Origin of the sequence: Vagococcus fessus, assembly GCF_003987565.1 — a bacterium.
GTDB lineage: Bacteria > Bacillota > Bacilli > Lactobacillales > Vagococcaceae > Vagococcus_D > Vagococcus_D fessus.
Map to the genome: position 1 here is coordinate 778,039 of NZ_NGJY01000001.1, position 14,761 is coordinate 792,799.

General features: G+C 34.5%; 11 protein-coding genes. 1 reads left to right on the forward strand and 10 read right to left on the reverse strand.

From position 1 onward, the window contains the following. Positions 1 to 103: 103 nt before the first annotated feature. The 5 genes from CBF31_RS03805 to CBF31_RS03825 form a co-directional block, all read right to left on the reverse strand. Complete coding sequence (locus CBF31_RS03805; RefSeq protein ID WP_126831036.1) at positions 104 to 817, reverse strand: glucosamine-6-phosphate deaminase; 714 nt, start codon at positions 815 to 817, stop codon at positions 104 to 106. Positions 818 to 993: 176 nt separating this feature from the next. After that, positions 994 to 2,382, reverse strand: coding sequence for a glucuronate isomerase (gene uxaC, locus CBF31_RS03810; RefSeq protein ID WP_126831037.1), 1,389 nt, complete (start codon positions 2,380 to 2,382; stop codon positions 994 to 996). A gap of 22 nt (positions 2,383 to 2,404) precedes the next feature. Next, entirely contained in the window at positions 2,405 to 3,883 is a 1,479-nt protein-coding gene (locus CBF31_RS03815; protein WP_126831038.1) for an MFS transporter, read from the reverse strand. Between the two features lie 94 nt (positions 3,884 to 3,977). Then, a complete protein-coding gene (gene uxuA, locus CBF31_RS03820) occupies positions 3,978 to 5,045 on the reverse strand; it encodes a mannonate dehydratase (RefSeq protein ID WP_126831039.1) in 1,068 nt (355 codons plus the stop codon). Position 5,046: 1 nt separating this feature from the next. Further along, a complete protein-coding gene (locus CBF31_RS03825; RefSeq protein WP_126831040.1) occupies positions 5,047 to 6,642 on the reverse strand; it encodes a mannitol dehydrogenase family protein in 1,596 nt (531 codons plus the stop codon). 224 nt (positions 6,643 to 6,866) lie between these two features. Here CBF31_RS03825 and CBF31_RS03830 point away from each other — a divergent pair, with 224 nt between their 5' ends. Further along, positions 6,867 to 7,538: a GntR family transcriptional regulator gene (locus CBF31_RS03830; protein WP_126831041.1), complete on the forward strand. Its 672-nt coding sequence runs from the start codon at positions 6,867 to 6,869 to the stop codon at positions 7,536 to 7,538. Between the two features lie 41 nt (positions 7,539 to 7,579). Here CBF31_RS03830 and glmS read toward each other — a convergent pair whose 3' ends face one another. The 5 genes from glmS to CBF31_RS03855 all read right to left on the reverse strand — a co-directional run bounded on the left by glmS (position 7,580) and on the right by CBF31_RS03855 (position 14,760). Further along, on the reverse strand, positions 7,580 to 9,394 hold the full coding sequence (glmS, locus tag CBF31_RS03835) for a glutamine--fructose-6-phosphate transaminase (isomerizing) (RefSeq protein ID WP_126831042.1): 1,815 nt from the start codon (positions 9,392 to 9,394) through the stop codon (positions 7,580 to 7,582). A 369-nt stretch (positions 9,395 to 9,763) separates the two neighbouring features. Continuing rightward, entirely contained in the window at positions 9,764 to 11,119 is a 1,356-nt protein-coding gene (glmM, locus tag CBF31_RS03840) for a phosphoglucosamine mutase (protein ID WP_126831043.1), read from the reverse strand. 29 nt (positions 11,120 to 11,148) lie between these two features. Further along, positions 11,149 to 12,123: a CdaR family protein gene (locus CBF31_RS03845; protein WP_170167867.1), complete on the reverse strand. Its 975-nt coding sequence runs from the start codon at positions 12,121 to 12,123 to the stop codon at positions 11,149 to 11,151. Continuing rightward, complete coding sequence (gene cdaA / locus CBF31_RS03850) at positions 12,123 to 13,004, reverse strand: diadenylate cyclase CdaA (RefSeq protein ID WP_126831045.1); 882 nt, start codon at positions 13,002 to 13,004, stop codon at positions 12,123 to 12,125. Before cdaA ends, CBF31_RS03845 begins: the two co-directional genes overlap by 1 nt. A gap of 133 nt (positions 13,005 to 13,137) precedes the next feature. Continuing rightward, positions 13,138 to 14,760, reverse strand: coding sequence for a glycoside hydrolase family 13 protein (locus CBF31_RS03855; RefSeq protein WP_126831046.1), 1,623 nt, complete (start codon positions 14,758 to 14,760; stop codon positions 13,138 to 13,140). Between the last annotated feature and the right edge of the window lies 1 nt (position 14,761).

Sequence of the window (14,761 nt, forward strand, 5' to 3'; positions counted from 1 at the left end):
ACCAAACATCACTAGTAAAAACTATGATTTTAAACATATGTTACAGACAAACTAAAAAAAACCTTGCCAATTAAATGACAAGGTCTGTTTGATTCGTGACATATTATAAAGAAGATAAACCTGCTAAAGCAGCTTCATCCGCAATTACTGTTACGTTAGGGTGTTTTTGTAACGCACTCGCTGGACAATCTTCAGTCATTTCGCCTTCAATCATTCCTTTTAAGGCATTAACTTTTGACTCACCATAAGCAACTAAAACAATTTCTTTCGCTTTCATGATAGAACCAATTCCCATTGAGTAAGCTTGAGTTGGAACATCTTCTTTTTTCTCAAAGAAACGTTTATTTGACTCAATAGTTGACTCTACTAAATCCACTTTACGTGTCAATGAATCAAATGGTGTCCCTGGTTCGTTAAACCCAATATGACCATTTGTTCCAATTCCTAAAATTTGTAAATCAATAGGATTTTCTTCAATAATGCTATCATAACGCTCACACTCTTCTTCAGCATTTTTAGCCATGCCGTTTGGAACATATGAGTTTTTGAAAGGTTTTTTATTAAATAAGTTTTCGTTCATGAAAACACGGTAACTTTGAGAGTCTGTTTCTGATAAACCAACGTATTCATCTAAGTTAATAGCAACCATGTCAGAAAAATCAACATCACTTTTAACCATTTCTTCATACATTGTAATCGGTGAGCTACCTGTTGCTAAACCTAAAACTTTAGCATTGCGCTCTTTCATTGCTGATTGAATAAGTTCAAAAGCTTTTTTTCCGCCTTCTGCTTGATCTTTAACTTTAATAATATTCATAATCTGTCATCTCCGTTTCGGTATAGTCCAATGTGGTATAGTCCAATTATAGACCAGACCTCTTTTTTTAGCAAGACATAACTAAGAGAAAACAGCAAAAAAAGCATTGTAAAAATTAATGAGTTTTTACAATGCTCTTTCAATAAAATATATTTCAAAGTTTTATTGAACTAACTCTATACTTCAAAATATTTGGTTGCATTTTTATAACAAATAGACTCAACAACCTCACCAAGCAGCTCATAATCCTCAGGAACTTGTCCCTGAAGCACCCATTCCGAAATCAGCTCACATAAAATCCTTCTAAAATACTCGTGTCTTGGGTATGACAAGAAACTTCTGGAATCTGTTAACATTCCAATAAAGTCTGCAAATACGCCACCTTCTGCTAAGGCTGTCATTTGATGTCTCATTCCAGAGTACGTATCATTGAACCACCAAGCAGATCCAAACTGAATTTTACTCGGTTCTCCACCTTGGAAACACCCCATTAAAGCAACAATCGGCTCATAATCTTTAGGATTTAGTGAATAGACAATCACTTTAGGCAGTTCATTTGACACTACCAACGAATCAAATAACCCAACTAGACTTGATTCAATACATCCATCGGTCATTGCATCTACACCCGCATCAGGACCATACGAATTAAATATCTTACTATTGTTATTTCTAGAAGCTTGCATATGCAACTGTGCAGTCCATCCATATCTATTATACAATTTCATTAAATCAGTTAATAAATGTGATTGGTAAGCTTGGATTTCCTCATTAGAAATCACCTCTGAATTCATTACTTTAGAGAAAATAGAATTAATTTCATTTTTACTCATTCGACAAAAAACAAAATGACCAAAACCATGATCGGATAAACGGCAACCGTTATCATTAAAATATATTATTCTTTGATGAAGTGATTCCACTAGTTGCTCGTAATTATTTATTGATTTCTCTGAAATTTTCTCCAATTCTTTAATATTGTCAACAAAATTAACACAACCGATATTTATGAAATTATCTGGTCTAAAAGTTGGATAAACTTTAAAAGATGATTCTTCGTGAGCTAATTTTTTATGAAATTCTAAGTCGCTTGTGGGATTGTCCGTAGTGCAAACAACTTTTACATCAAATCTTTTTATCAGTTCTCTAGTGGACATATTATCATTTTTTATAATCTTGTTTGCTTCATTCCAAATCTTATCAGCATTCTTTTTATTCAATAAATCCTCTATACCAAATATCCTCTTTAATTCTAGGTGAGTCCACACATATAAAGGATTACCTATACACTTTTGAATAGTTTCTGCCCATGCACAGAACTTATCATAATCAGAACCTGAACCAGTAATCAACTCCTCTGATATCCCATTAGCACGCATTAATCTCCATTTATAATGATCACCAGCCAACCAAGCTTCGGTTATATTCTCAAACTTCTGATTACTATATATCTCCTCAGGATCTAAATGACAATGATAGTCAATAATCGGCATTTTTGTAGCATAATCATTGTACAATTTCTGTGCAACTTTGTTTTTTAATAGAAACGTTTCATCTAAGAACATATCTTTCCCTCCTAATATATATTTAAATATTTTCATTCCATACATTTTCGTATTTATAGCCTGTCAAATCCTCAACTATACTTTTAGTTTCATCGGCGACATCAGATTTTAATCCACCAGATTTCAATCTTTTAATTTCATCCACTACAACTTGATGTGTTTCTTTATTCAAATGAAAGCTAAATGTAACAATCATAGCTAGAACAAGTAAAATTCCTGTACCAAATAAAAATGTCATCAAAATAGTCGTAATCGCTTCTGGACTTTGAACTGTGGCACCCGTCACAAAACCACCTTCTTCTAAAATAAAACCTACCACAAAAGTAGCTATTGCAACTGTTGATTTACGTGTAAATGTCATCACAGCTGCGAATAAACCCTCGCGTCTCTTACATGTAACCATCTCATCTAAATCAGGGATAAAAGGAAAAACATTCCACGGTGTGCACTCTAAAATAGCTCTACCTACTTGATAAACTAACGCAATGACATACAAGGTAAATACCATATTCACAGGCTGTTTTAAATAAACAACATAATATGCCCCCAACATAAGTAACATTATAGAATAACCTAATTGTAATAATCTAGAAGGTCCTATTTTAATCAATAAGTACCCTGCAAATAACGTAACAGGAATTCCTACAATACTCAAAGAAAGTAAATTTGCTGCAGTTACTGATGATACTTTTAAGCAATAGACCGCAAAGAAAATGAATACGGTATTGTGAACATCCTTACCTGTAAATGATAACAAATAAATCGCTAAGTGCTTTCTAAATGCTCTTATTTTTAAAGTAGACATATAATCTTTAAATTCTTTCTTCAATGAAGCTCCTACGGATAAATTACTCTCTTCAATAACAACTTCTTCAGGACCTCTTTCCCAAGTCGTTCTGTAAGAAATAAATACACACACAGCAAAAATAATCGCAAGAACTAGACCGTTCACGAAATAAGGATGAGCTTTATCTTCACCCATATACGCTATTAAACGACCTGGGATAAATGTAGCTAAAAAAGTACCTAAAGCCGAAATAATCATTCTTGCAGTCGATAATTTAGTTCGTCCAACAAAATCATCTGTCATTTCTGAAGGGAGGGTTTCCCATGGAATCAACACACTAGCTGCAATAATCTCAAAAGCAAGATATGTAATTAGATAATACCAGTATCCTAAATTCGGAATCCAAAGAAGGGCATACACTAACATCAGTGGTGACCCTATCAATAAAAAGAAATGTCGGCGGCCAAATTTACGTCCCAACTTCGTTTTATAAAAATTATCTGTTAAACTTCCTATAACTAAGCTAGAAAAAGCATCTACAATTCTTGCAATCCCAATAATTGAAGCTGCTTGAACAGCTGATAGTCCGGCAAATGTTGTATAAAAATACAACATAAATGCACCAATAACAGTAAAGGCTCCGCCACCCATTATATCCGTCATACCAAACCCAACTGCTGTCGTTAATGATATATTATCTTTCTTTTTTATCATGAATCCATCCTCCTTATCGGTTGTGAAACGCTTTCAATGCAATAGAAAAGAAAAACCAATAATCAAAATATATTATTAGTTTTCTTTTTCAACTCTAGCAGCTCTTATTTAACGCTTCCCATAAACCATTAAGATACGTTATCCCTAATGCTCTATCGTATAAACCATATCCAGGTCTCCCTGTCTCACCCCAGATCATTCTACCGTGATCCGGTCTTATATAACCATCAAATCCATTATCATAAAGTGCCTTCATAATTCTATACATATCTAAAGAACCTTCAGTTGATAAATGCGCTGATTCATAAAAGTCTCTACCCTCTGTAAAACAAATATTTCTAACATGAGCAAAATGAATACGGTCACGTTTCGTAAACTCAGAAATAATTTCATAGACATCATTTGTCGGATCTTCAGCAATACTCCCTGTACATAAAGTAATTCCATTAGCCGGACTATCAACCACACTACAAAGCCAATTTAAATCCTCTCTATTTTTAACTACTCTAGGTAAATTAAAAATTGAATAGGGTGGATCATCTGGATGAACTGCCATTTTCATCCCTACTTCTTCACACGTTGGAATAATCGCTTTTAAAAAATATTCAAAATTAGCTCTTAAAACTTCTTCATTGACATCTTTATAACTTTCAAATAGATATTTCACATGTTCCAAACGTTCCGGCTCCCAACCAGGTAGCGTATAGCCACCAGAAGAAGCCTCAACCTCTTTAACAATCTCTTCAGGTTCTTTATCAATTCCTGCTTCTTCAAAGGCTAATGTATAAGAGCCATCAGGCAATTTATAATTTAGATCTGTTTTAATCCAATCAAAAATAGGCATAAAATTATAACAAATCACTTCTATTCCATATTCAGCTAAATTTCTGATAGTCGCTTTATAATTTTCAATATATTTATCACGTGAAGGTAAACCAATTTTTATGTCATCATGAACATTTACACTCTCAATAACTTTTAAAGTTAAACCAGCTGCTTCAATTTCTTCTTTCAATTCTTTAATTTTATCCTTTGGCCAAACTTCTCCTGCTGGAATATCAAATAATGTCCCAACTATCCCTTTTGCTCCTGGAATTTGTTTGACTTGCTCAAGCGTTATCTTTTCACTATCCGAGCCATACCATCTAAATGTCATTTCCATTTTACTTTTCACCCTCGCTTTGTAATAATTCTTGCAATGTATTTCGAACACTTCCTGTGCCAGAAATCATTTTATTAAAATACATTTCTATTTTTTTACCTAAACCTATAGCATAACAATCACAACCAAAAATAGACTCATTTTCTAAGATAACTCTCAATTCGCTTTCCTCTGATAAAGAATCACCCAATTTCAAATCAGATAATTCTTCGTTAAGAAATGTAAGCATAGGATCTGGACTCGGTTCAAATATCTGACCCTCATCATTTACTCCCATCAAATAACGACACCATGCTGCAATTGTTAATGGAATATATTCTAAATCTGATACATCTAATTTCTCAGAACTGTTATATTTATTCAAAGTCTCACCAAAACGTATCGCCATTTTTTGAGAGGTATCTGTCGCGATACGTTGTGGAGTATCAGGAATATATTTGTTAGGTAAACGAGTTTCAATAACTTCATCAATGAACTCTTTAGGATTAATAATCCCTGGGTTAACAACTACTGGTAGCCCTTCTGAATAGCCTATTTTTTTTACCAATTCTCTTAAATCAGAATCTTTCATTTCATCAGAAATAGAATCATAACCTAATAAACAACCAAATATAGCCAATGTTGTATGTAATGGATTTAGACATGTCGTTACTTTCATAGCATCTACTTTATCAACAGTTTCTCTATCGGTAAGTATTACTCCCACTTCTTCAAACCTTGGTCGTCCATTTGGAAAATCATCTTCTATAACTAAGTAATGCGTTTCTTCTGTATTTACAAATGGTGCTATATTAGTATGTTTTTTTGAATGTAAAATTCCAACAAAGTCGCTTGCGCTTTCTTTTAATAATTCTTCTACCGTTTCAGAAGGATTAGGCGTTATTCTATCAATCATAGTCCAAGGGAAACTAATTGAACTATTTATATATTCTAAAAACTCTTTCGGTACATATCCATTATCTAGCCATTTATTAGCAATAGTCAAAACACTATCTTCTAGAATCTGTCCATTTCTAGAAAAATTATCTGTAGAAACAAGTGCTAATGGTTTACCATTTTTATAAAAACGAGTCAATATTAGATAAACCAACTGACTGATTGTATGCTCCGCCTTTTCTGGCAAATTATTTAAATCTTTTTCAACAAAAGGAAAAAATTTACCTTTCATATCCGATAATTTATACGCTTTTTCTGTTATTGAAAAAGTCACTAACTGTAAAGTTTCACTCTCAAAAATCGTTCTAAGTTCTTTTTGTCCTGTAGTATCTGGAGCAAGATAATAACTTTCGGAAACCGATGAGATTAATCGTTTATCTAATGCTCCATTACTTTTCATGATTACCTGTAAAATTTTATTATCATATTGGTGATATATATTTTCGATAACTTCTTCATCGTAAGTTTCCGCTACAACAACACCCTTATCAGTTAGACCTTTCACCAACAAATCATCAGCTATCTCAGCGTGAAATGCTCTAAAAAGATTACCCCCTCCAAAGTGTACCCAAGTTGGCGCTTCTTTTGTTTTACTTCTCATTCCTGATATATCATACTCCGGATAAAAGATACTACTTTCACTATTTTTATTATTCTTCATCACTCTTCCACCTTCCAAACTAACATATTAGTTTTCTTTACAAAATAACTATATAACGCTTACATATCAAAGTCAACATGTTTTTTATGTTTATTAATTAAAATAATGCCCCTTCAACTCAATAACTAGTATGTTAGTTCGGAAGGTTTTACACTTTTATATTCTTAGTTTATACGGTAAAATAGTGTTGACTATTTCATATTAAAAATAAATTGGAGGCTTTTATGACTAATAAAGATTCAAATTTACAAGAACAAGCTTACTCCAAAATCAGAGAAAAAATAATTTACTGCACGTTCCCCCCAGGAACGAAACTCTCTGAAAAAGATCTAGAAGATAAAATAAAAATAGGACGCACACCTATACGTGAAGCACTTATCAGATTACGAAGAGAAGAACTTTTATATACTAAAGCCCAAAGTGGTAATTATATATCAAAAATCAACCTATCCACCGCTGATAATGCACGATTCGTAAGAGAACATATAGAGAAATTAGTAATGATAGAGTGTTGCTCAAAAGTTACTGATAATGACTTTTATAATTTAGAAAAAATTCTTGACGTCCAAAAAAAAGCAGCTATTGAAAACGACCCTATTTCATTTTTTATATCAGATGACGAGTTTCATAAATATTTTTATAGTTTAGTAGGAAAAGAAGAGATTTGGGATTGGATGCAAACACACAACACTCATTTAAACAGATTTAGACTATTGAGATTAAAAGTTGTCGAATTAAGATGGCAAACCATATTAGAACAACACTATCAAATTTTTGAAGCACTTAAATCAAAAAATCCTGAAGAATCTGAATTTTTGACAGCACAACATCTTCATATGATGATTGACGAAAAACATAAATTAATAAAAGCTTACCCCGACTATTTCCAAGAATAAAAAAAGTACCCAACTCCGTAAAAATGGAGATGGGTACTTTTTTATTCTACTGTTACACTTTTCGCTAAGTTACGCGGTTTATCAACATCTAATCCACGTTGTAAACTTGCATAGTAGGCTAATAATTGAACTGGAATAACACTTACTAACGGTGTTAATAGCGTATTGATTTTCGGTAAGATAATGTTATCTCCTTCTTTTTCAAGACCTTCCATTGAGATAACTAATGTATCTGCCCCGCGACTTTCTACTTCTTTCAAGTTACCACGAGTATGACTTCCCATAACCTCTTCAGTGATAAGTCCGATAACAGGTGTTCCTTCTTCAATCAACGCAATTGTGCCGTGTTTTAATTCACCCGCAGCAAAACCTTCTGCTTGAATATATGAAATTTCTTTAAGTTTTAATGCTGCTTCCATTGATACGAAGTAATCTAAACCACGACCAATATAAAAAGCATTACGTGTCGTACTTAATTTTTCTTTTGTTAACTCAGCAATCATTTCTTTTTGATTAACAAGCACTTCCATCGCATTGGCAACTAAACCAAGCTCATGAACTAAATCAAATGCCATTGCATTTTCATTTCCATTTGCAACACCTGCTACTTTAGCAAGGATAGCTAGAGCGCCAATTTGTGCTGTATAAGCTTTAGTTGAAGCGACAGCAATTTCAGGTCCTGCATGAAGTAACATAGTTGTTTGAGCTTCTCTTGATAAAGTAGAACCTGCAACGTTTGTTAGTGTCATTGAATCGTAACCTAATTCATTAACTTTAACTAATACTTGACGACTATCTGCAGTTTCCCCACTTTGGCTAATAAAGATAAAGAATGGTTTTTCAGAAATAATTGGCATGTCATAAGCAAATTCACTGGCAACATGCACCTCAACTGGTGTCGCTGTTAAGTTTTCAATTAATTTTTTACCAACCCAGCCTGCATGCCAGCTTGTACCACACGCTACAATATAAACACGATCACTGTTATTTAATTTGCTTGTGATTTCTTCATCTACTTCTAATTCACCAGAAGCATTTGTATATTCTTGAACCAAGCGACGCATAACGGCCGGTTGTTCATCGATTTCTTTTAACATATAGTGAGCGTATGTTCCTTTTTCCATATCTGCCGCATCAATTTGAGCTTCATAAGGCGCACGTTCAACTATTTCACCAGTTTGAGTTTCAATTGTAACACCTTCAGCTTTGACTGTTACGATTTCACCATCTGTTATTTCTAAAAATGTTTTAGTTTCAGAAATCATCGCCATAGCATCACTACAAATAACATTGAATCCTTCACCTAAACCAATTAATAATGGGCTTTTATTTTTAGCAACATAAACCACTTCAGGTTCTGCTACGTCCATTAAAGCGAAGGCATATGAGCCTTTGATAATCTCTAATGCTTTTCTTAAAGCTTCTTTAGCTGAAAGGTTTTCTGATACAGCTAGATAGTTAATCAATTGAACAGCCACTTCTGTATCTGTTTGACCAATAAAGTTAACACCTGATAAATACTCTGATTTAATCTCTTCAAAGTTTTCAATGACACCGTTATGAACTAGTGTAAAGCGACCACCTTCAACAGTATGAGGGTGAGCATTATTTTCAGATGGAACACCGTGAGTCGCCCAACGTGTGTGTCCAATCCCAGTTGTTCCTGTTACGTCCGCTCCAACTTTATTTCTAAGTTCAGCAATACGTCCAACTGACTTCACTACCGTTGTTTCTCCATCTTCTCCTGCCACACTAATACCCGCTGAATCATAGCCGCGGTATTCTAATTTTTCCAATCCATTTAATAAAACCTCTACTGTATTACTACTTCCTACTACTCCAACAATTCCGCACATAGTTAAACTCCTACTTTCTTATGTTTAGTCTTGTTTCTATCTGCGTGGTTTAACCTTTGTTCTAGCCTTACAACTAGTTTTTAATTAAACCTTTAGGGTGCAGTCCCTAGAGTCATCCGCCGAATTTTCGATAAACTCTTCCTCGTCACCTATTAGATAGGTCTGGCGCTATAAACAAAATTGGTATAGATATATAATCTCACACACCAACCATAGAAACAAGATTTATAATACTATCTCACGTGAAATAAGTCAACCTTTTAATTAGATTAATAAAATTGGTATAGATACAATGCCTAAAATTGGTATAGATATTTGTTTTGAATGCAAAAAAAACTCGAGAAATTAATCTCGAGTCTCAAAAACTGATTAGTCTAATCCGATTTCAGAACGCACAACATCTGCAATCTTATCTACATAATAATTTACTTTTTCAATCGTTGGAGCTTCTGCCATAACACGCAGTAAAGGCTCTGTTCCTGAAGGACGAACTAAGATACGTCCATCGCCATTCATTTCAGCTTCTGCTTCATCAATAGCTGCTTTAATAGCTGGAACTTCCATTGCGCCATTTTTATTTGATACTTTAATATTAACTAGTTTTTGTGGGTATTCTTCAATTTCTGATGCTAATTCTGATAATTTTTTACCAGTTTCTTTCATCACATTAATTAATTGAATACCTGATAACATTCCATCACCAGTTGTATTATGGTCTAAGAAAATCATATGACCTGATTGTTCTCCACCAAAATTGTAGCCATTTTTACGCATTTCTTCTACAACATAACGGTCACCAACTTGTGTTGCTAAGGCAACCATACCTTCAGCTTCAACTGCTTTATGGAAACCTAAGTTACTCATGACAGTTGAGACGATTGTATTTTTCTTAAGTTTGCCATTTTCGTATAAATATTTACCACAGATGAACATAATTTTATCGCCATCAACGATTTTACCTGTTTCATCAACAGCAATAACACGGTCGCCATCACCATCGAAAGCTAGACCAATCGCTGCTTCTTTTTCGACAACTAATTCTGCTAAACGCTCTGGGTGTGTTGAGCCTACACCATCATTGATATTCAAACCATTTGGACTTGTTCCCATTGTATAAAAGTCTGCTTCCAAGTCAGCAAACACACGGTTAACAAGCGGTGTTGTAGCACCATGAGCACCATCTAAACATACTTTAATTCCTTCAAAATCCCCTTCAACTGTTTCAGTTAAGAATTGAGAATATTTTAAAATACCTTCTGGAAAATCATCAAGCGTTCCTAATCCATCAGCTGATGGACGAGGTAATGTATCTTCTGTCGCATCTAATAACGTTTCAATCTCAGCTTCTTGAGAATCAACTAATTTAAAACCATCTGGACCAAAGAATTTAATCCCATTATCTTGAGCTGGATTATGTGATGCTGAGATCATAACTCCTGCTGCTGCTTTTTGTAAACGAGTTAAATAAGAAACACCTGGTGTTGGAATAACACCTAATTGGAAAACTTCAATCCCAACTGATAGTAAACCTGAAACAAGTGCTGTTTCTAATAACTCGCCTGAAATACGTGTATCGCGTCCAACTAACACACGAGGTTTAGAATCGCCTTCGTGGTGTTGACACAACACATATCCTCCACAACGTCCTAATTTAAATGCTAATTCTGGTGTTAACTCTTGATTCGCAACACCTCTGACACCATCTGTTCCAAAATATTTTCCCATGTTATATCTCTCCATTACTATTCATTATTTTAATCTTTATTTTTGTCTTTATCCTCTTTTACAAACTGAGGTACTGTATTCACGGTCACCACTTTAGGCTCAACTTCAACACCATCTGGGGCAATCAATTGATAGGAACTCGTTCTTTCTTTTGTAATACTTGTCGTATCGATAAATAACTGAACCTTATCAACTTTCTCTAAGGATTCTCTCGAACCTTTAACAGTTATATTTTTAACCTCTGGAATAAATTCAAACGATTTTATATTTGAAGAAATCTTGCCTGATTGCTTGATTTCTAATGGTACTGATTTAGACGGTGCCGAAATTTTCAACTTTACGTTTACCGTTGGTGGAACCATAATAACACTCATACTATTTGATTCTTTATCCAGGGCAACTAAGCTTACTTTTTTCGTCATTCCTTCTGACAAATCACGGTCATCTTCTAAGAAAGCATTCACACTCTTGATTTGTTTCAACGTCTCACTTCCCGCTGTAATTTCGACTTCAGCAGGGTCACTTGTCATACTTTCTAAATCATACCCTTTTTTTAACAAATTATCATTCGCTACAGGCGTCACTTTAAAACGCTTCGTCTTACGTTTTTCAATCGTAACATTGATAGACTGATCCTTCAAAATAGCATTCACAGCACCATTTAGATTTTTTACTTTCAAAGGTACCTCAAAAGTACCTTCTTTATATCCTGTTAAATCAGCCTCGACTTTAAATCCTCTGGTTTGTTCATGAGACTCACTATCCAATAGAACTTTATTATTACTCTTCAAATAAACAGTAGTTGTTGGATCAAATCCCGTTACATAATACTTACTTTCATCGTACTTCACTTGAATCGGAACCTTATCAGCTACAGCCGAAATACTTGGCGATGTATCATTTAAGGATGGTCGTTTTTCAGAATTAGCATTCATGAAAAGTAACAAGGCAAAAACCAACGCTAATACTTTAGTGAACCACTTACTGTTAGCTAATCTTTCCATCACTTACCGCCCCCTTTTGAAAAACCGTCTAGGAACGATTGAAATAACGACTCTTTTTCGACTTCTTTTTCATGAACCAATTCTTTTTTCAAGATAGCATAGTACTCGTCTCTAGATAAATGTGCGTGTAATTGATTATCCTGCGCTAAACTAACTGCACCGGTCTCTTCAGACACAATAATCGTCAACGCATCACTCACTTCACTGACACCTACTGCCGCTCTATGCCTTGTTCCAAATTCTTTTGGAATAGTTTCATTCTCAGATAACGGTAAGTAAGCACATGCTACAGCAATCTTATCCCCTTGAATAATAACAGCACCATCATGAAGTGGTGTATTTGGAATGAATATATTTATCAATAACTCACCTGTTATGGTCGCATTAATAGGGATACCCGTATCAATATAGTCATCCAATCCTGTTGATTTTTCAATGGTGATAAGAGCACCAATTTTACGTTTCGACATATACTCAATAGCTTTATCTAATGATTTTACCATCGCAATGTCTTTACGTTCACTCTTTTGGGTCTTATTAAGAAAGCCCACACGACCAAGATGTTCCAATCCGCGCCTTACCTCAGGTTGGAAAATAATAATGGCCGCGATCACACCATACGTAATTACTTGGTCCATCAACCACGATACTGTATTTAGACCCAAGATCATGCTTATAATTCGAACAATAATGATAACGGCAATCCCTTTTAATAATTGAACCGCTTTTGTTCCCTTTAAAAGACTGAATAATTTATATATCAAATACCAGACTACTACAATATCCAATACATTAATTAAGAAATTAGGTGTTAGTACATAATTGTGGACGATGTCTTGCCATGTTTCAAGTTTAAATAAATTATAAAACTGTTGTATCACGGTCGTCACTCCTTATGCTTCAGTTATCTTTCTTAGTATATCACATTATAAAACATGAGAAAACTATCCCGTAATGACTAGACCATTCAAAATAAAAAACAGTAGCTAGTCTTCACCAGTTACTGTTTTTATATTATTTAAAAATTATCGCTTCATAAGGTCTTAATTTCAGGCAAGCCCCTTCTTGTAGTAAGTCTTCATAATTACTTAAAATAACCTCTGTTGGCGATTGCTCAACCAAATCATAATCAACTATCTCTTCTGTAAAGTTAGCGACAACTAACCAACTTTCACCATCTAAAGAACGTTCATAAACATACAACGCATCACTTTCTGGCAGTAATTCTCGGTACTCTCCCCAGACAACTATCGGATTATTTTTTCTTAACTCGATTAATTTTTGATAATGATAAAAAATCGAATTCGGATTGCTTAGCGCTTGTTCCACGTTAATCTCCTCCACACGAGGATTTAAAGTTAACCAAGGTTCTCCTTCTGTGAATCCTGCATGTTCTTCAGAATTCCAGTGCATTGGACGACGGGCATTGTCACGTCCTTTTTTATTAATCGAGAACAAAATATCTTCTTTTGAATACCCTTTGGCAAAACGGTCATGGTACATATTCAAACTTTCAATATCATCTAATTGCGAAACATCTTGCACAGGTGTATTAACCATACCAATTTCTTCACCTTGATAAATATAAGGTGTTCCTTTTTGCATATGAAGAATCGTTGCTAACATCTTACCACTCAACTCACGGTATTCTTCAGAATCATTCCCCCATCTCGAAATAATTCGAGGCGTATCATGATTATTCCAGAACAAACTATTCCAACCGTCACCATTAAAACAAGTTTGCCATTTCGAGAAAATACGTTTTAATTCTTTAAAATCAAGAGCTTGCCAATCCCATTTTTCTTTCCCAGGGACTTCATCTAATCCAATATGCTCAAATTGGAAGACCATTGAGAGTTCATCCCGTTTAGGATCCGAATAAAGTTTAGCAATTTCAGGAGTCGCTCCCCATGTTTCACCAACAGTCATGACATCATGTTTCCCAAACGTTTCTTTATTCATTTCCTGTAAATACTCATGTAATTTAGGACCATTTCCTGTGATTTCATTATCAGGCTGCTTGCCAATCAAATCAATCACATCCATGCGGAAACCGCCAATTCCTTTATCTAACCAGAAATTCATCATGTCCCAGACTTCTTCTCGTACCTTTTTATTTTCCCAGTTTAAATCTGGCTGTTTTTTACTAAATAGATGTAAATAATATTGCCCAGTTGTCTCATCAAATTCCCACGCTGGACCACTAAAAGTAGACCCTAAGCCATTGGGAACATCACCTTCAACAGGGTCACGCCAAATGTAGTAATCACGGTATGGATTATCTTTCGATTTTTTCGCTTCAATAAACCACGGGTGTTCATCCGACGTGTGATTAACTACTAAATCCATAATCAGGCGAATGCCACGCTCATTACATGACTGAATCAAATCATCCATATCTGCCATTGACCCAAACTCTGCCATAATATTTCTGTAATCACTAATATCATAGCCATTATCATCATTAGGCGATTCAAAGACTGGACTTAGCCATAATGCATCAATCCCTAATTTTTTTAGATAATCTAAGCGACTAATAATACCTTGGATATCACCAACACCGTCACCATTACTATCTTGAAAACTTCTTGGATAAATTTGATACACAACCGAATCATGCCACCATTTTTTTTGCATA